General features: G+C 70.0%; 28 protein-coding genes and 1 pseudogene. 20 read left to right on the plus strand and 9 right to left on the minus strand.

Features of this window, described 5'->3' with window-relative positions:
• Positions 1–844 precede the first annotated feature (844 nt).
• The 5 genes from ACWD10_RS01375 (at position 845) to ACWD10_RS01395 (ending at position 3,378) form a co-directional block, all read left to right on the plus strand.
• Positions 845–1,117: a hypothetical protein gene (locus ACWD10_RS01375; RefSeq protein ID WP_451085684.1), complete on the plus strand. Its 273-nt coding sequence runs from the start codon at positions 845–847 to the stop codon at positions 1,115–1,117.
• Between the two features lie 2 nt (positions 1,118–1,119).
• Positions 1,120–1,494 carry a hypothetical protein gene (locus ACWD10_RS01380; RefSeq protein WP_451085686.1) on the plus strand — a complete coding sequence of 125 codons (375 nt, stop codon included), beginning with the start codon at positions 1,120–1,122 and terminating at the stop codon, positions 1,492–1,494.
• A 24-nt stretch (positions 1,495–1,518) separates the two neighbouring features.
• Positions 1,519–1,716, plus strand: coding sequence for a hypothetical protein (locus ACWD10_RS01385; protein ID WP_451085688.1), 198 nt, complete (start codon positions 1,519–1,521; stop codon positions 1,714–1,716).
• A 181-nt stretch (positions 1,717–1,897) separates the two neighbouring features.
• The gene (locus ACWD10_RS01390; RefSeq protein ID WP_451085690.1) at positions 1,898–2,101 is read left to right on the plus strand and encodes a hypothetical protein; all 204 of its coding nucleotides are present in this window, start codon (positions 1,898–1,900) and stop codon (positions 2,099–2,101) included.
• Between the two features lie 266 nt (positions 2,102–2,367).
• A complete protein-coding gene (locus tag ACWD10_RS01395; RefSeq protein WP_451085692.1) occupies positions 2,368–3,378 on the plus strand; it encodes a phospholipase in 1,011 nt (336 codons plus the stop codon).
• A 24-nt stretch (positions 3,379–3,402) separates the two neighbouring features.
• Here ACWD10_RS01395 and ACWD10_RS01400 read toward each other — a convergent pair whose 3' ends face one another.
• Positions 3,403–4,038 (minus strand): NADPH-dependent FMN reductase, encoded by a 636-nt coding sequence (locus tag ACWD10_RS01400; RefSeq protein ID WP_451085693.1) that lies wholly within the window; start codon positions 4,036–4,038, stop codon positions 3,403–3,405.
• A gap of 169 nt (positions 4,039–4,207) precedes the next feature.
• Between ACWD10_RS01400 and ACWD10_RS01405 the strand changes: the two genes are divergently transcribed.
• Positions 4,208–5,062 carry a helix-turn-helix domain-containing protein gene (locus tag ACWD10_RS01405; protein WP_451085695.1) on the plus strand — a complete coding sequence of 285 codons (855 nt, stop codon included), beginning with the start codon at positions 4,208–4,210 and terminating at the stop codon, positions 5,060–5,062.
• Positions 5,063–5,093: 31 nt separating this feature from the next.
• Here the strand turns inward: ACWD10_RS01405 and lepB are convergent, their stop codons facing one another.
• A complete protein-coding gene (gene lepB, locus ACWD10_RS01410; RefSeq protein WP_451085697.1) occupies positions 5,094–5,453 on the minus strand; it encodes a signal peptidase I in 360 nt (119 codons plus the stop codon).
• A gap of 243 nt (positions 5,454–5,696) precedes the next feature.
• Between lepB and ACWD10_RS01415 the strand changes: the two genes are divergently transcribed.
• The 6 genes from ACWD10_RS01415 to ACWD10_RS01440 all read left to right on the plus strand — a co-directional run bounded on the left by ACWD10_RS01415 (position 5,697) and on the right by ACWD10_RS01440 (position 13,015).
• Complete coding sequence (locus ACWD10_RS01415; RefSeq protein ID WP_451085699.1) at positions 5,697–6,746, plus strand: BMP family lipoprotein; 1,050 nt, start codon at positions 5,697–5,699, stop codon at positions 6,744–6,746.
• A gap of 225 nt (positions 6,747–6,971) precedes the next feature.
• Positions 6,972–8,639, plus strand: a complete 1,668-nt coding sequence (locus ACWD10_RS01420; RefSeq protein WP_451085893.1) for an ABC transporter ATP-binding protein — start codon at positions 6,972–6,974, stop codon at positions 8,637–8,639.
• Positions 8,636–9,805: an ABC transporter permease gene (locus ACWD10_RS01425; RefSeq protein ID WP_451085701.1), complete on the plus strand. Its 1,170-nt coding sequence runs from the start codon at positions 8,636–8,638 to the stop codon at positions 9,803–9,805. Before ACWD10_RS01420 ends, ACWD10_RS01425 begins: the two co-directional genes overlap by 4 nt.
• Positions 9,802–11,094, plus strand: coding sequence for an ABC transporter permease (locus tag ACWD10_RS01430; protein ID WP_451085703.1), 1,293 nt, complete (start codon positions 9,802–9,804; stop codon positions 11,092–11,094). The genes ACWD10_RS01425 and ACWD10_RS01430 overlap by 4 nt, the downstream gene beginning before the upstream one ends.
• Positions 11,091–11,501, plus strand: a complete 411-nt coding sequence (locus tag ACWD10_RS01435) for a cytidine deaminase (protein ID WP_451085705.1) — start codon at positions 11,091–11,093, stop codon at positions 11,499–11,501. Before ACWD10_RS01430 ends, ACWD10_RS01435 begins: the two co-directional genes overlap by 4 nt.
• Positions 11,502–11,737: 236 nt before the next feature.
• Positions 11,738–13,015: a thymidine phosphorylase gene (locus ACWD10_RS01440; protein ID WP_451085707.1), complete on the plus strand. Its 1,278-nt coding sequence runs from the start codon at positions 11,738–11,740 to the stop codon at positions 13,013–13,015.
• 17 nt (positions 13,016–13,032) lie between these two features.
• Here the strand turns inward: ACWD10_RS01440 and ACWD10_RS01445 are convergent, their stop codons facing one another.
• Positions 13,033–13,431, minus strand: a complete 399-nt coding sequence (locus ACWD10_RS01445) for a hypothetical protein (RefSeq protein ID WP_451085709.1) — start codon at positions 13,429–13,431, stop codon at positions 13,033–13,035.
• A gap of 402 nt (positions 13,432–13,833) precedes the next feature.
• Between ACWD10_RS01445 and ACWD10_RS01450 the strand changes: the two genes are divergently transcribed.
• On the plus strand, positions 13,834–15,309 hold the full coding sequence (locus tag ACWD10_RS01450; protein WP_451085711.1) for an FG-GAP repeat protein: 1,476 nt from the start codon (positions 13,834–13,836) through the stop codon (positions 15,307–15,309).
• A gap of 91 nt (positions 15,310–15,400) precedes the next feature.
• On the opposite strand, the gene ACWD10_RS01455 is transcribed toward ACWD10_RS01450, so the two are convergent.
• Positions 15,401–15,727: an ankyrin repeat domain-containing protein gene (locus ACWD10_RS01455; protein WP_451085713.1), complete on the minus strand. Its 327-nt coding sequence runs from the start codon at positions 15,725–15,727 to the stop codon at positions 15,401–15,403.
• 14 nt (positions 15,728–15,741) lie between these two features.
• Positions 15,742–16,101: a hypothetical protein gene (locus ACWD10_RS01460; protein ID WP_451085715.1), complete on the minus strand. Its 360-nt coding sequence runs from the start codon at positions 16,099–16,101 to the stop codon at positions 15,742–15,744.
• A gap of 582 nt (positions 16,102–16,683) precedes the next feature.
• Here ACWD10_RS01460 and ACWD10_RS01465 point away from each other — a divergent pair.
• The 4 genes and pseudogenes from ACWD10_RS01465 to ACWD10_RS01480 all read left to right on the plus strand — a co-directional run bounded on the left by ACWD10_RS01465 (position 16,684) and on the right by ACWD10_RS01480 (position 18,147).
• On the plus strand, positions 16,684–16,893 hold the full coding sequence (locus tag ACWD10_RS01465; protein WP_451085717.1) for a hypothetical protein: 210 nt from the start codon (positions 16,684–16,686) through the stop codon (positions 16,891–16,893).
• Positions 16,890–17,123 (plus strand): hypothetical protein, encoded by a 234-nt coding sequence (locus ACWD10_RS01470; protein ID WP_451085719.1) that lies wholly within the window; start codon positions 16,890–16,892, stop codon positions 17,121–17,123. The genes ACWD10_RS01465 and ACWD10_RS01470 overlap by 4 nt, the downstream gene beginning before the upstream one ends.
• 448 nt (positions 17,124–17,571) lie before the next feature.
• Positions 17,572–17,694 (plus strand): annotated as a pseudogene (locus ACWD10_RS01475) (hypothetical protein); the annotation flags it as partial.
• Positions 17,695–17,784: 90 nt separating this feature from the next.
• Positions 17,785–18,147, plus strand: coding sequence for an STAS domain-containing protein (locus ACWD10_RS01480; RefSeq protein WP_451085721.1), 363 nt, complete (start codon positions 17,785–17,787; stop codon positions 18,145–18,147).
• Here ACWD10_RS01480 and ACWD10_RS01485 read toward each other — a convergent pair.
• Together ACWD10_RS01485 and ACWD10_RS01490 are read right to left on the minus strand one after the other, a co-directional pair.
• On the minus strand, positions 18,061–19,050 hold the full coding sequence (locus ACWD10_RS01485) for a sigma-70 family RNA polymerase sigma factor (RefSeq protein ID WP_451085723.1): 990 nt from the start codon (positions 19,048–19,050) through the stop codon (positions 18,061–18,063). The two genes, ACWD10_RS01480 and ACWD10_RS01485, sit on opposite strands and share 87 nt — an antisense overlap.
• 296 nt (positions 19,051–19,346) lie before the next feature.
• Complete coding sequence (locus ACWD10_RS01490) at positions 19,347–20,678, minus strand: MFS transporter (protein ID WP_451085725.1); 1,332 nt, start codon at positions 20,676–20,678, stop codon at positions 19,347–19,349.
• Positions 20,679–20,740: 62 nt separating this feature from the next.
• On the opposite strand from ACWD10_RS01490, the gene ACWD10_RS01495 reads away from it, so the two are divergent.
• The 3 genes from ACWD10_RS01495 (at position 20,741) to ACWD10_RS01505 (ending at position 22,719) form a co-directional block, all read left to right on the plus strand.
• Complete coding sequence (locus tag ACWD10_RS01495) at positions 20,741–21,733, plus strand: LysR substrate-binding domain-containing protein (RefSeq protein WP_451085727.1); 993 nt, start codon at positions 20,741–20,743, stop codon at positions 21,731–21,733.
• Positions 21,734–21,836: 103 nt separating this feature from the next.
• Entirely contained in the window at positions 21,837–22,424 is a 588-nt protein-coding gene (locus ACWD10_RS01500) for a VanZ family protein (protein ID WP_451085729.1), read from the plus strand.
• Positions 22,425–22,515: 91 nt separating this feature from the next.
• Positions 22,516–22,719: a PspC domain-containing protein gene (locus ACWD10_RS01505; protein WP_451085731.1), complete on the plus strand. Its 204-nt coding sequence runs from the start codon at positions 22,516–22,518 to the stop codon at positions 22,717–22,719.
• A 122-nt stretch (positions 22,720–22,841) separates the two neighbouring features.
• On the opposite strand, the gene ACWD10_RS01510 is transcribed toward ACWD10_RS01505, so the two are convergent.
• Together ACWD10_RS01510 and ACWD10_RS01515 are read right to left on the minus strand one after the other, a co-directional pair.
• Positions 22,842–23,306, minus strand: a complete 465-nt coding sequence (locus ACWD10_RS01510; protein WP_451085733.1) for an ATP-binding protein — start codon at positions 23,304–23,306, stop codon at positions 22,842–22,844.
• Between the two features lie 142 nt (positions 23,307–23,448).
• Positions 23,449–24,603, minus strand: a complete 1,155-nt coding sequence (locus ACWD10_RS01515) for an adenosine deaminase (RefSeq protein ID WP_451085735.1) — start codon at positions 24,601–24,603, stop codon at positions 23,449–23,451.
• Positions 24,604–24,723 lie beyond the last annotated feature (120 nt).

The raw sequence follows: 24,723 nt of genomic DNA on the forward strand, positions 1-24,723 counted from the left end.
TCAAGAGCCAGCAACAGCGAGCCCAACGCTGGGGCCGGCTTTGCTGTGATCGCCGTCCTGCTGAGTGGCTGCGGTCAGGAGGCCGGGGCAGCAGGTACCGAGTCTGGCGGACGGTCACGCACCGACTCGGCCGGGTCGTCTGGCCAGGGCATGCGGCGGGATGGCCAGTTGGTGAAGGAGCCCTTCCCCGAGAGACTGCACCGGGACTACACATGGAAGTCCGATCCCGGCGTTCCTGAGGTGCTGAGTGACATCCGCCCACAACTGCCAACCGGTACCGAATGGCAGACGAGTGATGGCTTTGCCGCAGCCACCACCCAAGGGCACTATGCCGCTACGTTCTGCGCGGATTTCGCCCGGAGGGTAGTCGTATTCGACGCCCGAAACCCGCGCAAGAAGACGTCGTTGGAGCGACTCGCACTACTCGCCTCTGTGGCTCACCCAGGACGTGCCCGCTGCTTCCGGTTCGTGTTCGACCAGGTACGGGCGTACCAGGGCCGTGTCGTCTCCGTTGAGGCTTCGCGAGTCCGGCCGGAGACCGGTGTGTCGGAGGTTCCAACGGGCAGTCGGGCCGGGCAAGTTGCCACGTCGCCCGGAGCCCCGACCGGCGGGCGTAGCCCTTCCGAGCGCATAGCGGCGGGTACGGGCGCAGCGGGGCGGAAACAGGATCGGCACCTGCCGGAACGCAGCGCTCGGGTGGCGGGCGTCGTGCGGGGGGATGCCGCACTCGTCGGCGTACAGCAGCACCTCGGCGCGCTCCGCTGCCGCCCTCGCGGGGATCACCGGGCGGGGCTGTTTTCTCCACTGCCGGACAGGCGAGGTATTCAGTCTGTATACTCCAGTCATGGCTGATACGACGATCAAGCTGGACAAGGAAGTCCGCGACCGTCTCGCCGCGCTCGCGGCCGACTGCGACATGTCGCTACGTGGCTTCCTCGAGCATCTTGCGCGTAGCCGCAGTACCCCCGCCGAACGTCAGGAGCGCTCTGACAGAGCGCGCGCGGCCTTGGCCGAGCACTTCGGCGTGCACACAACCGACCGGGACGTCGAAGAGGCGGACGCGTTCGTACAGCGCCTCGTCCAGGAGCGCACCCAGCGCCGAGGGGCAGCGGTCTGACCATGCTGCACCCGTTCTTCGTCATGGACGACACCGCCCTGCTTGCCCTGGGCGGGAATCGGATGGCTTCGCGCCTCGTGATCAACCGAGAGAGCCAGAGCACGCTCGTGCCGCTGCTCGCCCTGGCCGAGGCCGGGAAGCGGCGGCCCGGGCTGACGGTGCATGTCGGGCAGTTGGCGGCCGTCGAGTTCTCTTCGCTCACGTACGCCGCGCTCGTGGAGGTCGAGGACACCCAGGCCCGTTACCGGCTCCCTCCAGGTGCCGCTCACGCGCTTGTGGTCGCACAGGGCATCCTCGTGGACCCGGTGTGGATCGCTTCGAGCGAGCCCGACCGCTACGCGGTGACCGGCGTGGACGTCGTAGACCTCAACGTGTGATCTTGGGTCCTGTTCGACTGCGGCATGGTCCAGTTCATCACCCGCATGATGCTGGGCCAGTTCGACGAGTGCCCGCTCGGCGATGCGTCGCTCTGGAAGCGGACGGGCACGTTCGTCAGCTGGCGTGAGCAGCGTCGACGGCTTGTGGCTGGGCTGTACCCGGACACCGGCGAGCCCGATCCCTATGCCGACATGTTCCCCATCACCGAGGACTCGCCCTGATCAGGTGGCGTACCGGGCTTTCGCTCTGTGAGCCGTGCCGCCGTGATCCAGGCATGGGCGGCAAAGGCATGGGCGGCAAAGAACGAACAACTCGACTTTGAGATTGGTACTGGCGCAGATGACGTATGGCGAATGGCTTGCCGTCAAGCAGAGGTTTCCCCTCGGGGCGGGGCTAGTGGGCGTGGTTGTCGGACTCGAGCCCTTCGGCGTCTTCGTCACCGTCGAAGGAGTGCATCCCTTCTGTGTGGTCGCGGATCTCGCCGGGATGCACAAAGACGCCGCCGATGAATCGGTGGTGATCTGGCCCGAGGTAGGGGACTCGGTCACCGGAGTCGTGGTGGATCACTCGGAACACAACACCGAGTTGAAGATCCACCTGACCTGACCTGACCTGACCTGACCTTCTGACCTGACCTCACCTGAACCTGACCTGAGCGCAGCGAGGGCGACGGCGGCCGGGTACGGACCGCAACCGAAGATTACCCGCAGGTAACTTAACGTACAGTGCCAACGTCGCGGGCAGTCAGTCGGCCCGCCGGCTGTACGGCCGTCAGCCCCCGCACGGGCCGCACGGCACGACGGCCACCGCACGACAAGACCGGGCTGCCCGCCCCTACGCGGCGGCTCGGGCAACAGGAAGGACCCGTATCCATGGCCGCCCCACGTCGGCTCCGCGCCCTACTGCTCCCGCTGGCCCTGGTCGTCTCCGCGGCCACCTTGAGCACCGCAGCCGCCACGGCCGTACCGGAGGACAAGTCCTCCAAGCCTTCCAAGCCCTCCAAGGCGGCACCCCGGGACGCCCAGCAGCGCCCCACCTGGGCCATCGCCCACCGGGTGCTGACCACGGGCGGCGTGGTCAAGGCGCTGGAGAACGGCGCCAACGCACTGGAGATCGACGCCACGGCCTGGCGCGACGGCTGGTGGGCGGACCACGACGGCACGCTCACCAGCTACGGCGACACCATGGCCGACATGTTCGACCAGATCGCCAAGGAGCGTGCGGACGGGCGGCACGTCTCGTTCGTCTGGCTGGACATGAAGAACCCCGACTGGTGCGACAGCGATGACCCCGCGTGGCGCCACTGCTCCGTGGCCGCGCTGCGGGACATGGCGCGCGAGAAGCTGGAGAGCAGGGGGGTCCGGGTGCTTTACGGCTTCTACGGCAAGGAGGGCGGCAGCGGCTGGAAGACCGCCCTCGCCGACCTGAACTCCAAGGAAGCCGTCAGCTTCAGCGGCGACTACGCGGACGTGCGGGACGGCTTCGCCGCGCACGCGCCGGACCTGCCCGGCGACCAGCGTGTGATGGACAACGGCCTGTTCAGCATGGCGCTGAAGTTCGGCAGCATCCGGGAGGAGCTGGAGGCCGCCAGGGAGCCCCGGGACGCCGGAGAGCTCGCGCAGACCGTCGGCTGGACGGTGGGCGAGGGTGACCGTGAGCGCGCCGCCACCCTGCTCAACACCTCCGCCGGAAGCGCCGCCGTGGACAGTCTGATCTACGGGAACCGGATGGCGTGCTACCCGGACGGTGTCAGCGGCCCGAAGGGCTGCGGCACGGACGACAGTGGGGTGCGGGAGTCGCTCTCGTACATCACGGACTATGTGAAGGCCCACCCGGAGAGCCGCCGTATGGCCACCCCGCGCGATATCCCCTTCGGCAGCTGACGGCCCCCCGGGCGCCCGGCCAGGTCAGCGGTCGCGCCGGGCGTCGCGGAGGACCGAGCCCCACCACAGGAGCTGGTCGAGCAGTACCTTCGCCGCGCCACCCGGGCCCTCGGGGTCCTTGAGGGTGCCGTCGGCGTCGAAGAGCTCGTAGTAGCGGGGGAACGAGACGTAGTCGCGGACCGTGTGGGCGTGCAACTCGCCGAAGACCTGGCGTAGTTGCTCGATGGCCAGAAGGCCGCCGCTTCCGCCGCTGTAGCCGACGAAACCGACCGCCTTGGCCTCCCACTCGGCGAAGTGCCAGTCGATCGCGGCCTTCAGCGAGGCCGGGAAGCTGCGGTTGTACTCCGGTGTCACCACGACGATCGCGTCGGCCGCCGCGATCCGCCGGGTGAGGTCCGCCATCTCGGCGGGACGGTCCATGTCGGGCTGGAGCAGCGGCGGCACGGGCGGCAGCTCAAGCGGCAGCGGTGTGTCCGCGAGGTCGATGGGGTCCACCTCGAACTGGCCGTGCAGCTCGGCCTGTTCGGCGAACCAGCGCGCGACGACGGGACCGAACCGGCCCTCCCTGACGCTGCCGGTGATCACCGCGAGGTTGAGAGTCTCCTTGGGGGTGTTCTTGGGAGTCTCCTTGGGAGTTTCCTTAAGGGGTTCCTGGGGCATGGCTGTGCTCCTTCTCCGTACGTCAGCAGGTGACGGGTGACGGGTGATGGGTGACCGCGGTGGCCACGCCTCTCAACCTCCCGGACGGAGCGGAGACCAGGGAGGCCGGGCCGAGACTGGTAGTGGCAGGGCCACGATCCCGGCGGCCCCTGCCTGTTACGTTCGCGACGTGAGCGACAACGAGCTGGGCATGTTCCTGCGGCTCCGCCGCGAAGCCGTCACACCCGGCGAGGTGGGGCTGCCCACCGGCCCCCGCCGCCGTACGCCGGGGCTGCGCCGGGCCGAGCTGGCCACGCTCGCCGGAGTCAGCGTCGAATACGTGACACGGCTTGAGCAGGGGCGCGACCGTCGGCCGTCCGCGCAGGTGCTCTCCGCACTGGCCGACGCGCTCCAGCTGACCCCGGGCGAACGCATCCACCTGTACCGCCTCACCAAGGCAGGCGACAGCGGCTTCACTTGCATGGGGGGCGCGGCACCGGCCCGTGCCGTGCGCCCCACCGTGCGGGCGCTGCTCGACCGCCTTGAGCCCGCCCCCGCCGTACTGCTCAACCGGCTGAGCGAGATCCTCGCCTGTACGACGGGCTACGAGCGGCTGGTCGCACCCATCGGCCTGCTGGACGGCACACCGCCGAACCTCGCCCGCTTCGTCCTCACCGACGACCGGGCCCGCACCGCCTACCCCGACTGGGACCACATCGCCGACGAACAGGTCGCCGCCCTCAAGCAGGGGCCGTTCCGGGCGGACCGCCATGTCGCGGCGCTCGCGGACGAGTTGAGCCTCACCGCCGGGTCCGCGTTCACCGAGCGCGTGGACACCGTGCCCGGCCTCCCGAAGTCCAGCGGCGTGGCCCGGCTGATCCACCCCGAGGTGGGCGAGCTGCGCCTGGCGTACGAAACCCTCGACCTGCCCGCCGACGACGACCAGCGCCTCATCGTCCATCTCCCCGCCGACGACGCCACATCCACCGCGCTCGATCGCCTCACCGGCCGCCTGCCGGGCGCGCTGCGGGCGGTGTCCGGCTGACGCAGGGGCAGTTCTCCCGCCTCAAGGCGCCTCAAGGCGCCTCAAGGCGGCTGCCGCTGTCCGTCACCCGTCCTCGTACCCCCGACGCCGCGAAGGTGCCGGACTGCTCATTGAGGAAGGACCGGGAGTCGCGGGAGTTCGCGCGGTTGTCGCCCAGCAGAAACAGCCGACCTTCAGGCACCCTCACGTCATAGTCGTCGTATGTCGATGAACCCTGGCCCGTGCCGCCGTCCAGGAGGTACGGCTCGTCGAGCGGCTTCCCGTGCACCGTGACGCGCCCCGCGTCGCAGCACGCCACGCGGTCGCCGCCGATCCCGATGACCCTCTTCACGACCGGCTGGTCCCGGTAGCGGCCCGGCACGTGGACGAGCATCGCCCCGGCGGATCTCATGGTTTGCACGCCCCGCCCGGCCCGCGTGTTCACGCCCCGTCCGGCCCGAGCGTTCACGCCCCGCCGGCCCCGCCCCCGTGGCTCTCCGCACTCACCCGGTCACGCTCGCGGCCAGTAACTTCACACAGCCCGATAACGGGTTGGCAGCGGGGGGTTTTCCGGCGGGTCTACGCGCGTTAATCTGCGGCGCAGTCAGCGTCGAACCACTCCGCCTTTCGGCGCTTGTACGAAGGAGCACCTCACATGCGCCGGGTTTCCCGAATAGCGGCCGCGGGCGTCGCGTCCGCCGCCCTCGCCCTCTCCGCCACCGCCTGTGGTGGCACCTCCGCCGACGCCTCCGGTGGTGACGGCAAGTCCAAGGGCGTCGCCATCGCGTACGACGTCGGCGGCAAGGGCGACCAGTCCTTCAACGACGCCGCGACCGCCGGTATGGAGAAGGCCAAGAAGGAGTTCGGCTACCAGGGCAAGGCCGTCGAGCCCAAGGACGGCGAGTCCGACGCCGACAAGACGCAGCGCCTCATCTCCCTGGCCAAGCAGGGCCACAACCCGGTGATCGGCGTCGGCTACGCCTACGCCCCCGCGGTCAAGGAGGCGGCCGAGAAGTTCCCGAAGGTCACCTTCGGCATCGTCGACGACGCCACGGTCAAGGCCGACAACGTCGCCGACCTGGTCTTCAGCGAGGAGGAGGCGTCCTACCTCGCCGGTGTCGCCGCCGCCAAGGCCACCAAGACCGACCGCGTCGGTTTCGTCGGCGGCGTGGACGTGCCGCTGATCCACAAGTTCGAGGCCGGGTTCACGCAGGGCGTGAAGGACACCGACTCCAAGGTCAAGGTCGACCGGCAGTACCTGACCCAGACCGCCGAAGAGGGCGGCTTCACCAGCCCGGACAAGGGCAAGGCCGCCGCCGAGGCACAGATCGAGAAGGGCGCCGACGTGGTCTACCACGCCGCCGGGCTCTCCGGTCAGGGCGTGATCGAGGCCGCCGCCAAGGCCAAGAAGTGGGCCATCGGCGTCGACTCCGACCAGTACGAGCAGAAGCCGCTCGCCAAGTACAAGAAGTACATCCTGACGTCCGCCACGAAGGACGTCGCCCAGGCCGTGTACAACCTGGCCAAGTCGGTCGAGGATGGCAAGCCGACCACCGGTGTCATCCGGGGTGACCTGAAGTCTGGTGAGGTCGCCCTGACCGACTCCAACCCCGAGTACGCCAAGAACACCGAGATCCAGAACGCCGTGAAGAAGGCCAAGGAGGCCATCATCGCGGGCGACATCAAGGTCAAGGCCAAGCCGTAACCACCGGGATACCGGCACGGGACGGGGTACGGGGAAGCTTGCTCCTCGTACCCCGTTCGCCAGTCGACTGACCGTAGGGGCGCTACGCGTGTAGATGGCCCCCTTCCCCCAGGAGAGTGCGCCATCGCCACGCACAAGAGCCTCAGCTCCAGCAGCCCCCCGGACTCGGCTGCCACCCCCGACGTCTCCGACGCCCCCGACGCTCCCGCCGTCGAACTCACCGGCATCACCAAGCGGTTCCCCGGCGTCGTCGCCAACCACGACATCCACCTCGCCGTCCGCAAGGGCACCGTGCACGCCCTCTGCGGCGAGAACGGCGCGGGCAAGTCCACCCTGATGAAGATCCTCTACGGCATGCAGAAGCCGGACGAGGGCACCATCGCCGTCGACGGCGAGCAGGTCAGCTTCGGCTCGCCCGGCGACGCCATCGCCCGCGGCATCGGCATGGTGCACCAGCACTTCATGCTCGCGGACAACCTCACCGTCCTGGAGAACGTCGTACTCGGCAGCGAGAAGCGGCACGGGATCGGAACCGCGGCGCGCCGCAAGATAGTTGAGCTCTCCGAGCGATACGGCCTCGGCGTACGGCCCGACGCGCTCGTCGAGCAGCTCGGTGTCGCCGACCGCCAGCGCGTCGAGATTCTCAAGGTTCTCTACCGCGGTGCCACCACGCTCATCCTCGACGAGCCGACCGCCGTGCTCGTGCCGCAGGAGGTCGAAGCGCTCTTCGACAACCTGCGCGAGCTCAAGGCCGAGGGCCTGAGCGTCATCTTCATCTCGCACAAACTGGGCGAGGTGCTCTCCGTCGCGGACGAGATCACCGTGATCCGGCGCGGCACCACCGTAGGCACCGTCGTGCCCGCCGAGACCACCACCAAGCAGCTCGCCGAGCTGATGGTCGGCAGCGAGCTGCCCACCCCCGAGACCGCCGAGTCCACCGTCACCGACCGCCCGGTGATCGAGGTCAAGAGCCTCAAGCTGCTCGGCGAGGGCGGCCGGGCGCTGCTCGACGACATCTCCTTCACCATCCACGCGGGCGAGGTCCTGGGCCTCGCGGGCGTCGAGGGCAACGGCCAGACCGAGCTGATCGACGCTCTCATCGGCCTCAAGCACGCCGACTCCGGCAGCCTGCACCTCGCGGGTGAGGACATTCTCGACTGGTCCACGCGCAAGCGCCGCGAGCAGGGCGTCGGCTACATCCCCGAGGACCGGCACCGGCACGGCCTGCTCCTGGAGTCCCCGCTCTGGGAGAACCGCATCCTCGGCCATGTCACCGAGCGGCCCAACATCCGTGGCGGCAAGGGCTTCTGGCTCGACACCAAGGCGGCCCAGGACGACACCCGCCGGATCGTCGAGGAGTACGACGTCCGCACCCCCGGCATCGACGTCACGGCCGCCTCGCTCTCCGGCGGCAACCAGCAGAAGCTGATCGTCGGCCGCGAGATGAGCCACACGCCGCGGTTCCTGATCGCCGCGCACCCGACGCGCGGCGTGGACGTCGGCGCGCAGGCGCAGATCTGGGACCAGATCCGCGAGGCCCGCCGCGAGGGCCTGGCGGTGCTCCTGATCTCCGCCGACCTGGACGAGCTGATCGGCCTCTCGGACACCCTGCGGGTGATCTACCGCGGCCAGCTCGTCGCGGACGCCGACCCGGCCACCATCACGCCGGAGGAGCTGGGCTCGGCGATGACGGGCGCGGCCTCGGGTCACCTGGAGCACGAGGAGGCCCAAGGCTCCGATGGCTCCGATGACTCCCAGGACTCTGTCGACGACGCCGCCCCCGTCACCGTGACCAAGGACGCCGCCCCCGCCGACGTACCGGAAGCGGCCGAACCGTCGTCGGACGCCCCGGAAGCAGAAGCAGCCGACGCCCCGGAGGACGAGGCCCGATGAAGAAGTTCGACAAGGAGCGGGTGCTCCTCGGCGTCGCGGGCCCCGCGATCGCCCTCGTCGCCGCCGTGGTCCTGACCTCGGTCGTCCTGATCGCCTCGGGCAAGAGCCCGTTCGAGCCGTACCTGATCATGCTTGAGCAGGCCGGGTTCGCGGACATCCAGGTCCTGATCATCAACGCCGCGGCCGGTTACTACATCGCCGCCCTCGCGGTGGCGATCGGCTTCAAGATGAACCTCTTCAACATCGGTGTGGAGGGCCAGTACCGGCTCGCCGCGATGGTCACCGCCGTGGTCGGCGCCAAGGTCGCGCTCCCGGCCGCGCTCCAGCTGCCGATGCTGATCCTGGTCGCCGCCCTGACCGGCGCCTTCTGGGCCGGTATCGCCGGTCTGCTGAAGGTCACCCGCGGCGTCAGCGAGGTCGTCGCGACGATCATGCTCAACGCCATCGCCACCTCGGTGATCGGCTACTTCACGCTGCCGTCGCTCTTCGGCGTCCAGGAGGGCAACAACAAGACCACCGGCGAGATGCACGCCTCCGGCTGGTTCCCCGGCATCGACCTGGGCCAGGCGGGCGAGGTCTACGGCTTCGTCATCGTCGCGGTCGCGCTCGGCGTCGCGTACTGGGTCGTCCTCAACCGCACCCGCTTCGGCTTCGACCTGCGCGCCACCGGCGCCTCCGAGTCGGCCGCCGCGGCCTCCGGCGTGAACGCCAAGCGCATGGTGCTCACCGCGATGCTGCTCTCCGGCGCGGTCGCGGGCCTCGCGGGCATGCCGACGCTGCTCAACGACACCCACACGTACAGCCTGTCGTTCCCGACCTCGCTCGGCTTCACGGCCATCGGCATCGCGCTGCTCGGCCGCGGCGGCCCGGCCGGCATCGCCTTCGCCTCGCTCCTGTGGGCCTTCCTCGACAAGGCGTCGGCCGAGCTCGACTACCGCGGCTATGACACCGAGATCGCGGTCATCATGCAGGGCCTCATCGTGATCGCGGTCGTCGTGTCGTACGAGGCCGTACGCCGCTGGGGTCTGCGCCGCCAGCAGCAGCGGGTCGGCGAGGAGCTGGCCGCGGCGGCCCGTGCCGCCAAGGCCAACGCCGCCGACGGCGACGGCGGCAGCAACGAAAACGACGACAACTCCGCTACCGAGAAGGAGGTGGCAGCCCGATGACAAGGCAGCGCACGGCTACCGTCCTCGACAGCCCGAGCAAGCAGCCCGCCCCGGCGGGGTCCGCGTCCGGCAAGGGCCGCCGCCGGGTCTCGCTCCCCGTCCTGCTCCTGATCATCGCGGGCGTCCTCGCCCTCACCTCGGTGGTCCGCATGATCACCGGCGCTGACGGCATCACCAACGTCAGTCAGATGTCCACCGCCCTCAAGCTCGCGGTGCCGATCGGCCTCGCCGGTCTCGGCGGTCTGTGGGCCGAGCGGGCGGGCGTCATCAACATCGGTCTCGAGGGCATGCTGATCCTCGGCACCTGGTTCGGCGCCTGGGCGGGCTTTCAATGGGGCCCGTGGGTGGGCGTGTTGGCGGGCATCGCGGGCGGCGCCATCGGCGGCCTGATCCACGCGATCGTGACGGTCACGTTCAACGTCAACCACATCGTGTCCGGTGTGGCCATCAACATCCTGGCCCTGGGCGCGACCCGCTACGTCTCGGCCTTCGCCTTCGAGGGCGTACCGCAGGGCACGTCCAAGCAGTCGCCACCGGTCGATTCGCTCGGCGCGTTCTCGGTGCCGGGGCTGTCGGACGGGCTCGCCTCGCTCAACGACAAGGGCTGGTTCCTGGTCAGCGACCTCGCGGGCCTCGTCGGCGGTCTGGTCACCAAGATGTCCCCGCTGACCCTGGTCGCGCTCGCGCTCGTCCCGATCAGCTGGTGGATCCTCTGGCGTACGTCGTTCGGCCTGCGACTGCGCTCCTGCGGCGAGAACCCGATCGCGGCGGAGTCCCTTGGCGTCAACGTCTACAAGTACAAGTACCTGGCGGTCATCATCTCCGGCGGCCTCGCGGGCCTGGGCGGCGCGTTCCTGTCGATCGTCGCCAACCCCTTCTACCTGGAGGGCCAGACCGGCGGCCGCGGCTATATCGGTCTCGCCGCGATGATCTTCGGCAACTGGATGCCGGGCGGACTCGCCCTCGGCGCGGGCCTGTTCGGCTACACCGACAGCCTCAAGCTGCGCGGCGGTACGGAGAACGTGCACGCGCTGCTGCTTCTGATCGCGATCCTGCTCCTGATCGGCGCGGTCTGGCTGCTGCTCCGCAAGAAGTTCACCGGCGCGGTGATCACCCTCGCCGTGTCGGTGCTGATGTTTGCTTGGTACGAGTTCACGGACGAGGTCCCGACCCAGGTGGTGACCGCGACGCCGTACGTGGTGACGCTCCTCGTCCTCTCGCTCTCCGCGCAGCGCCTGCGGATGCCGAAGGCGAATGGCAAGCCGTACCGAAAGGGTCAAGGCAAGTGACGCACACGGCCGCCGACGATCGGTCAGTCGACTGGGAAGCTCTGCGCGGGGCGGCCCAGGACGCCATGTCCCGGGCGTACGCCCCCTACTCGGGCTTCCCGGTCGGCGCGGCGGCCCTGGTCGACGACGGCCGCACCGTCACCGGCTGCAACGTCGAGAACGCGTCGTACGGCTTGGCGCTGTGCGCCGAGTGCGGACTGGTGTCGGCGCTACAGCTCGGCGGGGGTGGGCGGTTGACGCACTTCACGTGCGTGGACGGCGCGGGCGAGCTGCTGATGCCGTGCGGCCGCTGCAGACAGCTCCTGTACGAATTCGGCGGGCCCGGGTTGTTGTTGGAGACCGCGCGTGGGGTGCGCCCCCTGGCGGAACTGCTGCCGGACGCGTTCGGCCCGGAGAACCTGTCTTAGCCCCTGACCCGCCCCTTCCCGAAAGCTTGCAGCCGCTTCGGGGCTGCGGCCCCGGACCCCGCCGCAGAGATCGCGCTGAACGCGCTCGTCCTCAAACGCCGGACGGCTGTTTGTTTCAGTCCCTCCGGCGTTTGAGGAGCCGGGGTCCGGGGGCAGCGCCCCCGAAGTGCCGTCAGGCTTACGGGAAGGGGCGGGGCTGGGGAAGAAACACCTACCGAGAGGAACCCGCACCCCACATGGACGTCATCAGCGTCATCCGCACCAAGCGCGACCGCGGCGAGCTCACGCCCGAGCAGATCGACTGGGTCATCGACGCCTACACCCGCGGCACCGTCGCCGACGAACAGATGTCCGCCCTCGCGATGGCGATCCTGCTCAACGGCATGACCCGCGCCGAAATCGCCCGCTGGACCGCCGCGATGATCAACTCCGGCGAGCGGATGGACTTCTCCTCCCTCTCCCGCCCCACCGCCGACAAGCACTCCACCGGCGGCGTCGGCGACAAGATCACGCTCCCGCTCGCCCCCCTCGTCGCGGCCTGCGGCGCCGCCGTGCCGCAGCTCAGCGGCCGCGGCCTCGGCCACACCGGCGGCACCCTGGACAAGCTGGAGTCCATCCCCGGCTGGCGCGCGCTGCTCTCCAACGAGGAGATGCTGGACGTACTCGACACCACCGGCGCCGTGATCTGCGCCGCAGGCGACGGCCTCGCCCCCGCCGACAAGAAGCTCTACGCGCTGCGCGACGTCACCGGCACGGTCGAGGCGATCCCGCTGATCGCCTCGTCCATCATGTCGAAGAAGATCGCCGAGGGGACCGGATCCCTGGTCCTGGACGTGAAGGTCGGCTCCGGGGCCTTTATGAAGAACCTGGAGGACGCCCGCGAACTCGCCTCCACCATGGTCGGCCTCGGCACCGACCACGGCGTGAAGACGGTCGCGCTCCTCACCGACATGGCCACGCCGCTCGGCCTCACCGCGGGCAACGCCCTCGAAGTCCGCGAGTCCGTCGAGGTGTTGGCGGGCGGCGGCCCGCAGGACGTGGTCGACCTGACCCTCGCCCTGGCCCGCGAGATGCTCGACGCCGCCGGGATCAAGGACGCCGACCCGGCGAAGGCCCTCGCCGACGGCTCCGCCATGGACGTCTGGCGCCGGATGATCGCGGCCCAGGGCGGCGACCCGGACGCCGAGCTGCCCACCGCCCGCGAACAGCACGTCATCAAAGCCCCGGCCACCGGCGTGCTCACCCGCCTCGACGCGTACGACGTCGGTGTCGCCGCCTGGCGCCTGGGCGCGGGCCGGGCCCGCAAGGAGGACCCGGTGCAGGCCGGTGCGGGCGTCGAACTGCACGCGAAGCCGGGCGACGCGGTGACGGCTGGGCAGCCGCTGCTGACTCTGCACACGGATACGCCGGAGCGGTTCGAGTACGCGGTGGAGGCGCTGTCGGACGCGTACGACGTGTCGGCCCCGGACACGGAGTTCACCCCGAGCCCGATCGTGCTGGACCGCATCGCCTGAGTCGGCCCCGCCCCGACTCAAGCCCCGGGACCCGGCACGTCGTGTGCCGGGTCCTGGTGTCCGTCCCGCCCGTCCCGCCTGTCCCGTCCGTGCAACGTCAAGTAGAAGGTCTGCGGCGATTCCTCGCGCCCGACCTCGAACCGGTTGACCACTCTTCCCAGCGGGTTCCACACCCGCCCGTCCGGCATCCGCACCCCCACCGGCTGCCGGAAGTACGCGCGCCGGCTCGCGTCGAAGTTCACCCACTGCGCACCGGCCCGACGCACAAGCACCTCGCCGACGTACGCCCCGAGCCCGAACAGCGTCCCGGACACCTGCTCCCGCCCGGCCTCGCCGCTCCGCAGCCCGTCGGCGATGAAGTCGACGACTCGCAGACTGGCCGGGGAGTCACAGCTTTCACGAGTGCCGCTTCTCACCCCCGGAACTTCCCTCCCCGTACAACCTTTTCGTGCTCTCGCGTGTCGTCGTCGCCCTCAGGCCCCTCTCCAAAGGCCGCCGCGAGCCGACGACTTGGGGGCGCCGCCCGCCTGTCCACCGTGAACACTCCGAGAAGCCCACACCAACAATTCTTCGATGAAGGCCGATGATTCCTGGGACGTGAGTGCTGGCCGCCGGGATGAGCCCCCGCTGGGTTATCTTTACGCCCACCCACTCTTGATCATCAGACGGCCGCACGACGTCCTGCCTTGCCATGCGTTCTCCCACCCCCCACGCAAGGTGCACGGATCGCCGACTGGGGTCAGGCACGTTTTCACTTTGGGAGATATCGCGTGACGTTTGAACCACGAAGACACCGATCGTCCAGACGTAACCACCGCATGGCAACCGCCGTCGTTCTCGCCGCACTGACAGGCGGTCTGCTGGTGCCCGCCGTCGCGGGCAGCGCCTTCGCAGCGACCACCGGCGATCGCGCCTCGGTGTCCGGCCGTTACGGGGACTTCAACGGCGACGGCTACGTCGACCTCGCCGCCTCCGCCCCCGACGCCACGGTCGACGGCCTGGTGGGTGCCGGGGCCGTCACCGTCGCGTACGGTTCCGCGGACGGTGCGGGCGCCACCCAGGACGGGCGCGTCACGATCAGCCAGAACTCCAAGGGCGTCGGCGGCAAGGCGGGCCCCGGTGACCACTTCGGATTCTCCGTGGCCATCGCCGACTTCAACAACGACGGCTTCGCGGACCTCGCCACCGGCACCCCGGGCGAGGACGTCGGGGACGATCAGGATGCCGGCATCGTCCAGGTCTTGTGGGGCTCGCCGAACGGTCTGAACGGCAGCGCCACGCTCGCCGATCCCACGAGCACCGATCAGGACGCCCACGGCCGGACGCTCGCCGCGGGTGACTTCGACGGCGACGGCAAGGACGACCTGGCCGTCGGCAACACCTCGGCCCAGGCCTGGCTGTACGCGGGGGGTATCACGGGCGACGGTGCCGACAGCGGTACCTATCCGCTGGGCAACCTGAATTCCTGGGGTGGCGAGGTCGTCGCCCTCACCGCCGGTGACGTCACCGGCGACGGCGCGGACGACCTGCTGTTCAACCACCATCAGCTCTATCGAAGCGGTGGTGACGCGAGCACGCTGGGCCTCAACGCGACGCCCATGCAGGTCGACTACAGGGGTAACTACTCCTCGGTCTTCGGGGACTTCGACAACGACGGCTACGGGGACATCGTCGTCGGCCGTGAGGGCGGGAATGGTGGCGAGATCACCTACATCCCTGGCCGCCCGGTTTCCGACACCGACCCCACCTGGACCGTGGACGACGTCGGCAGGTACACCCTCACCCAGGACGGTTTCGACGTGCCGGGTGACGGCGACGCGTACGACCGATACGGCGCCGGACTCGCCGCGGGTGACATCAACGGCGACGGCTACGACGACCTCGCCGTCGGCGACCCCAACGAGGACACCGACACCGTCGCCGACGCCGGGCACGTGACCGTCATGTACGGCGGCTCCATCGGGCTCACGACCACCAACCGCCAGGTCTTCGACCAGGGCACCGAGGGCGTCCCCGGCGAGAACGAGGCCGGCGACGGTTTCGGCTCTCAGCTGCTGCTCAGCGACCTCAACGGCGACGGCAGGAAGGACCTGACCGCCGCGGCGCTCGGCGAGGACGGTGGGAGCGGCGCGCTCACCACGCTTCTCGGCACGGACATCACCCTCACCGTCACCGGAGCACGCAGCCTGACCCCGACGTCCTACCTGCTGTCGACCGACGGCCAGCCACACCTCGGCAGCAGCCTCCAGGGCCACCCGCCGATAACACCTCAGCCACTCCCCGACGTCGGCTGAGAACGATCCGGACAACGACACGGCCCAGGCCGGGCATCGCGTCCCCGGCCTGGGCCGATCACCGCTCGACGTCGGCGGCGAAGGCGAGGACTCAGCCTGCGTTCCTCTTGGTCCATGCCTCGAAGAGTTCGTAGGCGAGCCAGTGACCGCTGACGAAGGCCATGTGAAGAGCGGAGAGCCCCTTCCCTCCATGCGAACGACGCAACGGGTCGGCCCCCTTGGCCAGAAGAAGCGCCGTAGCGTCGACGTGCAACGGCTCCCCGGTCTGGGTGTGCCCGTCGATCTCACCGTCGACGGCTGCGTGAAGCAGCGTGAAGCCGTCGAATTCCTCGTGCACGTCCCAGCCCGCGTCCAGCAGGCGCCGCAACTCTTCGAGGTCGTCTTGCTCCAGCGCAAGACGTGCGGGGGACATCTCCATGGATGGCTCCTCGTTCAGAGTCCGGCCGGAAGCGCGATCTTCCCTTCGTACGCGCCGTGGTTCCTCTCCTCCACCTTCTGCTCGAAGGCCATGGGCTTGCCGCCCGGGTACGGAATGAGGAGGCCGAACTCGAAGCGGTGGCTCGTGATCCGGTACGTCGTCGCGTCCAGGACCAGGACCTCCTTCAGATGGGAGAGCGTCAACTGCCGCTCGTCCACCGGCATTCCGGCCTTGCGCAGCTGTTCAGCGGTGGGAGCGAACTCCCGTATCGCCTTCTTCACCCAGGCCCGGCCCTGTACCTCTGCCAGCTTCTGCTCATGTGGGACGGCGACCCGGAGTTCGACCATGCCGTCGTCCGTTCGCGTCACTGTCACGCCCTCGCCGGGGGTAGGCGTGGTGGTGGCGCGCGCATAGGCGCGGAACTCGGCTATCGCCGCGACCGGGTCACAGCCGATCCGTGAGAGCTGGCGCAGTACGCGGAGTGGGTCGGGCTCTGACAGACATCCGGCAGAAGGAGTTGCACTCTTCGGTGCAACTGCTGTGCATCACCGATCGACAGGCTGACGTTCGTCGGGACCCCCGCGATCGCGCAAACGGCCTGGGGACGTGGCCAACGCTGACATGGAGCGTCGACGGTGAACATTCTCCACGACTTCTTACGCCTGCTGGTGGGTACAGTCGCACCCGGTTCCGGCAGGCGTCAGGCTGGCTCCTGCCCTCCTGTGCGGGTGCCCGCTGAGCACCCGGAGGTCAACTTCTCGGAGCGGCAGGCGGTTTGGAACCCGCAACGCCCCGGTACCCGTACGGCCTGGCGGAGCCGCTCAGACCTTATCTGCCGGATCGCCGTATGGCTCCGGCTCGTGTTCGCGCCTGGTTCCGGTCTGCGGCGGGCGGGCGCCTGCCCGACGACGGAGGCCCCCGCCACACGGTCCCGGACGGCCCCGAGTTCGGTCACCGTGGCGCTGCCAGTCCACCGTTCCCCGTACGGGCTGGACGTGCCGCTGGACGGCGATGCGGGCCCGCTCGTACGCCCGTACCTCATCGACCACGAGCGACGGCAGGGACGCGCCCGTCAGCAACGGCGACGGCTCGCGCTCGTGCTCGCGGTGGACTTCGGCATCGACCTGGACACGCGGAACCTGTACGCGACGGGGGTGCCCCGGTGAGCGAAACGTCCCCCAACGGCGAGTGCCGGCCGGCGGCGCGGCGCCCGGTCCGCATGTGCGTGCGCTGTAACCGGGTCACGGACGAGCCCGTGGTCGTCTCGGAGGCGCACGCGGCGACTGGGCCCGGGTTCAACGTCTACGCCTGCCCCGGCTGCACGGTGCACTACCCGTCCGTGCCGGACGTGTTCGATCTGCTGCCGACCCGCCGTACTCTGGGCGGTGCCGAGTGAGCTGCGGGTGCACCGCAACCGCATACTCTCGACCACGGCTCGGTCACGGTCCCGGAGCCAGTCTGATGCCGGGGCCACGACCGCGAGGCGCCGCAGCACCACGTAGACGTGGCCGACGCCGGGCTGAGCTCCTGAACGCACCGCTCCAGTGGTGGCAGATCCAATGGCTCTACGCGATCGTGGCCGCCGCGCCGTACAACGAGCGCGACCGTGACGTGGCGGTCCTGGTCAACAGGGCAGCGATCCCCGCCGATACGGGCCGGACGGCTGCGCAGGCTTGCCAACGAGCTGGCGGCACAGCTCAAGCAGCTCCGAGCGTTCGCCGACCCCCTGGTCGCGATCCTGGCGGCAGAGAGACAGGCGCGGTGAACAGGACGATGGCGCTCGGCGCCCTGTCAGCAGAATGCGCCCTCGCCCCGCCGAGGGGGTATGAGGATCTGCACGCCACATGCACACGGATACGCCGGAGCGGTTCGAGTACGCGGTGGAGGCGCTGTCGGACACGTACGACGTGTCGGCCCCGGACACGGAGTTCACCCCGAGCCCGATCGTGCTGGACCGCATCGCCTGACGGAGGTCGTCCGTGGGCGCAGCCCGAGCCGTGGGCTGTGCCCATAACAGGCACCCGATGAGTTCCGGGCGCCACACGGGTCAACCCAGTGTGAAGGCAACCGAACCCATCGTCGTCGCTCTCCGCCCCGCCGCGCTCCCCGCAGGGGTCCCGCGGCTGTGCGCGCAGGCGCGGGACGGCCTGGAGCGCACCGGCGCCGCCGTGCTGATCTGTGACGCCGGGCCGCTCGGCGAGCCGCAGCCCGGCCAGGGCCTCGCCGCCGTGGACGCCCTGGCCCGGCTCCGGCTCACCGCGCGGCGAGCCGGTGCCCGGTTCCGGATCCGCGACCCCGGCACTCGCCTCTGCGAGCTGCTCCTTCTCGTCGGCCTAGTCGAGATGCTCGGGGAGATCGAACAGCGGGAACCAGCGCGCCGTGTCCAGGAAGGCGTTGAGCCCGACGATCCGGCCCTCTGATATCTCCAGGACCTGAAGCGCCCAGGGAGCATGGCCGCCCTCCGGGTCCGGGCGGTACTGGCCGAAGGCCGGCATGCCGTTCGCCACCGTCGGCACCAGGCGGGAGTCCTTGCAGCCGATGCCCTGGTTCTCGTGCCAGGCGCGGATGTCCGGGATGCCCTGGAGCCAGAGGTCGTACGGCGGCATGGAGAGCACCGCGTCCTCGTGCAGCAGCGCGGTCAGGGCGTCCATGTCGTACCCCTCGAACGCCGCGACGTAGCGGTCGAGGAGCTTCTGCTGGTCCTCGTCGAGCGGGTCGGCGGCGTCCGTGTCATGGCGGACCTGGGCATCGATCGTGGCGCGGGCGCGCTGGAGCGCGCTGTTCACCGACGCGACCGTGGTGTCCAGGAGTTCGGCCACCTCGCTCGCCTTCCACGCGAGCACCTCGCGCAGGATCAGGACGGCGCGCTGCTTGGCGGGCAGGTGCTGCAGGGCCGCCACGAAGGCGAGCCGCACCGACTCGCGGGCCAGCGTGGTCTCCGCCGGGTCGGCGCTGGACGGAAGGACCCGGCCGTCCGGCACCGGCTCCAGCCAGGTGACCTCCGAGCGTTCGTTGAGCACGGCCGTGGCCTGGGCGCCCTGCTCGGTGAGGTCCATCGGGCGGGCCCGCTTGTTCCCCGCGTTCAGCATGTCCAGGCAGACGTTGGTCGCGATGCGGTAGAGCCAGGAGCGCAGCGACGAGCGGCCCTCGAAGCGGTCGTACGCCTTCCACGCGCGCACGAAGGCGTCCTGCACCGCGTCCTCCGCCTCGAAGCCGGAGCCGAGCATGCGGTAGCAGTAACCGGTCAGCTCCGTCCGGTACTTCTCCAGGGCCTGCTCGAGCCCGAGGTTCACGCTCTGCTTGTCTGCTGCCAGGTCACTCATTGCTCCACCCCTGTTGCCGTACGACCACCAGCACGGAGCAAGCTACTCGCCCCCACTGACAATCGGGCCTGAGCTGCACATTTTCAGTACAGCCGCCTTTGCCGCGGGCCGCACGATGTCAGCCCGTCCGGCGTTTGAGGACGAGCGCTCCCACCCGTCGCCCACCACCACCCTCAACCGAGGCGCTACGCGCCACCCCCTGGTCTAGCGCGATAAGGGGGGTCTGGGGGCGGAGCCCCCAGGTGCGGCCACCGAGCCGACGGCACGGGAGCGTGGTGCGGAGGGCCCAGGGCTGCCTACGCGCGGGCCGCCGCCAACGCCCGGTGCTCCACGCGCGCCGCGTGCGAGCCCCACAGCGTGACCGACACGACCCCGAGCACGGCCACCAGGCCGAGCACCACGGTCCCGTACCAGCCGGACGCGTGGAAGGCGATCGCGCCGAGCGTGCCGCCCGCGCTGCTGCCCAGGTAGTACGCGGACTGGTAGAGCGCCGATGCCTGCGCGCGGCCCGTGGTCGCGGTGCGGCTCACCGCGGACGACGCCACCGCGTGCCCCGCGAAGAACCCCGCGGTGATCAGGACCAGGCCGAGCAGGACGGCGGCCAGCGAGGCGGCGAGCGTGAGCAGCAGGCCCGCGGCCGTGGTGCCGACGGCCAGGTACAGCGCCCCGCGCCGCCCGAGCCGCCCGACCAGCTTTCCGGCCGCCGCCGAGGAGACCGTACCGACCAGGTAGACCAGGAAGATCGAGCCGACGACGCCCTGCGGCAGGCTGAACGGCGCCTCCACGAGCCGGTAGCCGACGACCGTGTAGACCGCGCCGAACACCGTCATGAACAGTGCGCCGATGGCGTACAGGCGGCAGAGCAGCGGGTTGGCGAGGTGCTCGCGCACCGTCGCCGCCAGGTCCCGCACCCGCAGCGAACCGGCCGTGAAGTGCCGGGCCTTCGGCAGCAGCACCCGGAAGAGCAGCGCGCACACCATCGCCATCAGGCCGACCGCGGCGAGCCCCGCCCGCCACCCCCAGGCCTGCGCGACCCAGCCGCTGACGACCCGGCCGCTCATCCCGCCGATGGAGTTCCCGGCCACGAACAGGCCGATCGCGGCGATCAGCGCCTTCGGTCGTACCTCCTCGGCCAGGTACGCCATCGCGGAGGCGGGCAGGCCCGCGAGCGCGGCGCCCTGCACGGCGCGCAGTGCCACCAGCCAGCCCAGGTCCGGCGCGAACGGCACGAGCAGCCCCACGACGACCGCGACCGTCAGCGAGACCGTCATCAGGGTGCGCCGCCCGAACCGCTCCGAGAGCGCGCTCAGCGGCAGCACACAGAGGGCGAGCGCGCCGGTCGCGGCGGAGACCGTCCAGCTGGCGGTGTCGGCCGTGACCCCGAAGTCGGCGGAGATCGCGGGCAGCAGCGCCTGTGTGGCGTAGAGCAGCGCGAAGGTGGCGAGGCCCGCGGCGAACAGGGCGAAGTTCATCCGGCGGTAGCCGGGCCCACCCGGTGCGATGCGCGTATCGGCGTCCTTGAGGGACGCTGCGGACGCGGCGGCGGACGAGTCTGCGGTGGCTGACGGGGACGCTGAGGTGAGGGCGCCCGCATGGGTGGCGGACGCCCCGCTACTGGCAGGAGGCATACGTCGAACGTAGAGACGCCTGGCTGATGCGTCCAATGCATGAATCGGCCAATATTGATCCCATGACGTATGAGTCGAGGTCACGGCGGCGGATGTCGCAGAGTAGTTACGTAGAAGACATCGCGAAGAAGGCGAGGACCGCGGAGCCGGTCGCCGATTCCTGGGCGGCGCTGCTCGCCCCGCGGCTCGCGTACTTCGCCGGAGTGGCCCGCACCGAGCACGTCACGCGCGCCGCGCAGGAGCTGGGCGTGCCCCAGCCGACGCTGTCCCGCGCCCTGGTCCGGCTCGAACAGGACCTGGGCGTCGACCTGTTCGCGCGCCACGGCCGCACCCTCGCGCTCACCCCTGCGGGACGTACGTTCTTCGCCTCCGTGGAGCGCGCCCTCGCGGAGGTGCAGCGCGCCGCCGAAGAGGTACGCGCGGACGCGGACGCGACGACCGGCAAGGTCGCCTTCGGCTTTCTGCACACGATGGGTTCCGAGACGGTCCCCGAACTCATCCGCGCCTTCCGCGTCGACCACCCCAAGGTCCGCTTCACGCTCGTGCAGAACTACGGCGAGTGGATGCTGGAGGCGATGCGCGCGGGCGAGCTCGACCTCTGCCTCACCTCGCCCGTGCCCGACGCCCCCGACCTGGTCGCCCGGCGCCTGGACGAACAGCGCCTGCGCCTGGTCGTACCGGAGGACCACCGCCTGGCCACCCGGAAACGCGTCCGCCTCGCAGAGGCGGCGGAAGAAGCCTTCGTGACCCTGGAGCCGCCGTTCGGCCTGCGCCGCATCACGGACGCCCTGTGCGCCGAGGCGGGGTTCCGGCCCCGGATCGCCTTCGAGGGCGAGGAGGCGGAGACCCTGCGCGGCCTGGTCGCCGCGGGCCTCGGCGTCGCACTGCTGCCGCCGCCCGCCTTCGCCCGCCCCGGCGTCGTGGAACTCACGGTGACGGCGCCGCGCGCGGTCCGTGAGATCGGCGTCGCCTGGCTCGCGGACCAGCCGGAATCGCCGCCGGTGGCCGCGTTCAAACGGTTCCTGCTCACCCGTAGGGGGAAGCTGCTGGCCTGACGGTTGGGCCACGGCGGTACTTCTGTGGGGCCTGGGAGGGCATGACGGGCGCCACACAGCAACCTGCGGAACCGATTCCCCGGCCCCCCGCGTCTTGGGGATCGTGCAGCGTCAAGGCCCCCGCGGCAGCCTCCCCGCCGCGTTCCGTTTCCGTGTGGCAGGAGCAGTACTCCTCGTCGCACACCTTCTGCTCGTCGCCTGGATCACGCTGCGCCCGCTGGACGTGCTCTGGGTCAGCCCCGCCAACCTCCAGCCGCTCGCCGGCATCAAGGCGGATCTGGCGATGGGACCCCAGGAGGCGGCCCGCAGGATCGGCGAGAGCCTGCTCCTGCTCGCCCCGCTCGGGATCCTGCTGCCCATGGCGGGCGGCCGTTTGCACGTGTCGCCACTGGCGTCCCTGGCCCGCACCGTCGCCGCCGGAGCTCTGATCTCGCTCTGCATCGAGCTCCTCCAGACCGGCGTCCCCGGCCAGGTCGTCGACGTCGACTCGCTGCTGCTCAACCCCGCGGGCGTGGCCCTGGCCCATCTCCTCGTCGTACCGGCAGCGCGGGCCTGGCTGCGCCGCCGCAGCCACGGCGACGGCCCGCGGGCGAACGGCGCGAACGGTGCGGGACGGCGCTCGGCCCTCCGCAGGGAGGACGCGTCTCAGGGGTCGACCCCGACGATTCCCAGGGTCGGGATAGCCCCATAGCCTGATGTTCGGCCCGGTTCGCGACCGTAGCTTGGAGGCATCGCAGGCACCGCACGGGATGCCTCGCAGAACGCTTCGCGAAGGAGCCACCATGACCGCCCTTGCCCGCCCCCAGAACGGACGGATGATCGGCGGAGTGTGCGCAGCGCTGGCCCGGCGCTTCGGCACCTCCGCGACCACGATGCGCGTGATCTTCCTGGTCTCGTGCCTGCTGCCCGGACCGCAGTTCCTGCTCTACCTGGCGCTGTGGATATTCCTCCCGGCCGAGAAGAAGACGACCGCCGCGGCCTGGTGACCACAGCACCCGACAGCACAAAGGGCTGAACAGCACAAAGGGCTGAACAGCACAAAGGGCGGCGTGCCCACCGGAGTTGAACCCCGGTGACGCACACCGCCCGTGCGGGCCGACGGTTCGGCTCACTCGAGCACGCGCAGCGGCAGGCCCGACGAGGGAACCCCCTCCTGCATGGGCTCGTTCCTCACCATTCCGCTGGTCGAATCCTGCGTGGGCTGGCCCGTCAGCGAAAGCCCGCCGAGCATCTGGTTGACCGGGTCGGCGGATCCCTGCGCCGGCACCTCGAATTCCTTCGCCGACGTCTTGTCTTCCTTCGCCGGCGCCTCGTCGCCGTGGTATTCCATGGGATCGGCGCCGGACAGTCCGTGCGCCAGCGCCATCTGGCCCGCGGCCATGGCCTCCTGGCCGCCCGGCGGGAGGGCCTTGGAGGCGATGCCCTCGACCGACAGCGCGTCAGCGACGGTGTTCGCGGCGGTGGTGCCGTTCGTCACTACGTCCGGAGCGGCCGAGGCGGCGCCGGTACCCGCGGCGGCGAATGCGGCACCGAGCGCGGCGACGCCGAGAGTCTTGGCAGCAGACTGCTTCATGGTGAATACGTCCTTGTGACAGGGTGTGACGGGCTTCGAGCGTTTCCGCAAACTAGCCATGCGTCACACACACCCGCAAACATCGACGTGCCGACGGAAACGGCCGGGAAACCCGTTCCCGGCCGCTCGATTCACTTGCCGGTCAGCGCACTTCGCCGACAGAACCGCTGGTAGAAGCGGTCTGCTGGAAAAGCCATTCGGATTTCAGCTCGGCATAGCCCGGCTTGATCACGTCATTGATCATGGCGAGTCGTTCGTCGAAAGGAATGAACGCTGATTTCATCGCATTGACTGTGAACCACTGCATGTCGTCAAGCGTGTAGCCGAATGCGCCCACCAGGTGCTCGAATTCGCGGCTCATGCTGGTGCCGGACATCAGCCGGTTGTCCGTGTTCACCGTGGCCCGGAAGTGCAGTCGGCGAAGGAGCCCGATGGGGTGGTCCGCGTACGAGGAGGCCGCGCCCGTCTGCAGGTTGGAGGACGGGCAGAGCTCCAGCGGGATGCGCTTGTCGCGGACGTACGAGGCGAGGCGCCCGAGTTGGACCGAGCCGTCACCGGCCACCTTGATGTCGTCGATGATGCGCACGCCGTGGCCGAGCCGGTCCGCGCCGCACCACTGGAGCGCCTGCCAGATGGACGGCAGACCGAAGGCCTCGCCCGCGTGGATGGTGAAGTGGTTGTTCTCGCGCTTGAGGAACTCGAACGCGTCCAGGTGCCGGGTGGGCGGGTAGCCCGCCTCGGCGCCCGCGATGTCGAAGCCGACCACGCCCAAGTCGCGGTAGCGGTTGGCGAGTTCGGCGATCTCCAGGGCGCGGGCGGCGTGCCGCATGGCGGTGAGCAGGGCGCCGACGCGGATCCGGTGGCCGTTCGCCTTGGCGCGTCGCTCGCCCTCGCGGAAGCCCGCGTTCACCGCCTCGACGACCTCTTCGAGGGTGAGGCCCTTCTCCAGGTGCTGCTCGGGCGCGTACCGGACCTCGGCGTACACGACCCCGTCCTCGGCGAGGTCCTCGGCGCACTCGGCGGCGACCCGGAAGAGCGCCTCCTTGGTCTGCATGACGGCGCAGGTGTGCGAGAACGTCTCCAGGTAGCGGGGGAGCGAACCGGAGTCGGCGGCCTCCCGGAACCAGACGCCGAGCCGGTCGGCCTCGTTCTCGGGCAGGCTCTCGTAGCCCACTTCCTGGGCGAGTTCGATGATCGTGCCGGGGCGCAGGCCGCCGTCGAGGTGGTCGTGCAGGAGCACCTTGGGTGCTCGGCGGATCTGGTCCGCCGCGGGTGCGGGAATGGTCTGGCTCGTCATTTCGGCACTCTAGCGCCTACGCGCGTAGAGAGCTCGGGTCGATACGTAACAGTGACCGGGCGTACAGGTGACGTACATCGGCGCGTCCCACACTCTGCTGTCCGGAACGCGGCGGCCGGT

It is taken from the genome of Streptomyces sp. NPDC002851 (assembly GCF_053591935.1).

Bases quoted from the DNA above. Each gene is read 5' to 3' on its own strand.
- ACWD10_RS01375 (WP_451085684.1), top strand. From the start codon at position 845: ATGGCTGATACGACGATCAAGCTGGACAAGGAAGTCCGCGACCGTCTC.
- ACWD10_RS01380 (WP_451085686.1), top strand. From the start codon at position 1,120: ATGCTGCACCCGTTCTTCGTCATGGACGACACCGCCCTGCTTGCCCTG.
- ACWD10_RS01385 (WP_451085688.1), top strand. From the start codon at position 1,519: ATGGTCCAGTTCATCACCCGCATGATGCTGGGCCAGTTCGACGAGTGC.
- ACWD10_RS01395 (WP_451085692.1), top strand. From the start codon at position 2,368: ATGGCCGCCCCACGTCGGCTCCGCGCCCTACTGCTCCCGCTGGCCCTG.
- ACWD10_RS01400 (WP_451085693.1), bottom strand. From the start codon at position 4,038: ATGCCCCAGGAACCCCTTAAGGAAACTCCCAAGGAGACTCCCAAGAAC.
- lepB (WP_451085697.1), bottom strand. From the start codon at position 5,453: ATGAGATCCGCCGGGGCGATGCTCGTCCACGTGCCGGGCCGCTACCGG.
- ACWD10_RS01415 (WP_451085699.1), top strand. From the start codon at position 5,697: ATGCGCCGGGTTTCCCGAATAGCGGCCGCGGGCGTCGCGTCCGCCGCC.
- ACWD10_RS01425 (WP_451085701.1), top strand. From the start codon at position 8,636: ATGAAGAAGTTCGACAAGGAGCGGGTGCTCCTCGGCGTCGCGGGCCCC.
- ACWD10_RS01430 (WP_451085703.1), top strand. From the start codon at position 9,802: ATGACAAGGCAGCGCACGGCTACCGTCCTCGACAGCCCGAGCAAGCAG.
- ACWD10_RS01440 (WP_451085707.1), top strand. From the start codon at position 11,738: ATGGACGTCATCAGCGTCATCCGCACCAAGCGCGACCGCGGCGAGCTC.
- ACWD10_RS01450 (WP_451085711.1), top strand. From the start codon at position 13,834: ATGGCAACCGCCGTCGTTCTCGCCGCACTGACAGGCGGTCTGCTGGTG.
- ACWD10_RS01455 (WP_451085713.1), bottom strand. From the start codon at position 15,727: ATGGAGATGTCCCCCGCACGTCTTGCGCTGGAGCAAGACGACCTCGAA.
- ACWD10_RS01485 (WP_451085723.1), bottom strand. From the start codon at position 19,050: ATGAGTGACCTGGCAGCAGACAAGCAGAGCGTGAACCTCGGGCTCGAG.
- ACWD10_RS01490 (WP_451085725.1), bottom strand. From the start codon at position 20,678: ATGCCTCCTGCCAGTAGCGGGGCGTCCGCCACCCATGCGGGCGCCCTC.
- ACWD10_RS01495 (WP_451085727.1), top strand. From the start codon at position 20,741: ATGACGTATGAGTCGAGGTCACGGCGGCGGATGTCGCAGAGTAGTTAC.
- ACWD10_RS01505 (WP_451085731.1), top strand. From the start codon at position 22,516: ATGACCGCCCTTGCCCGCCCCCAGAACGGACGGATGATCGGCGGAGTG.
- ACWD10_RS01510 (WP_451085733.1), bottom strand. From the start codon at position 23,306: ATGAAGCAGTCTGCTGCCAAGACTCTCGGCGTCGCCGCGCTCGGTGCC.
- ACWD10_RS01515 (WP_451085735.1), bottom strand. From the start codon at position 24,603: ATGACGAGCCAGACCATTCCCGCACCCGCGGCGGACCAGATCCGCCGA.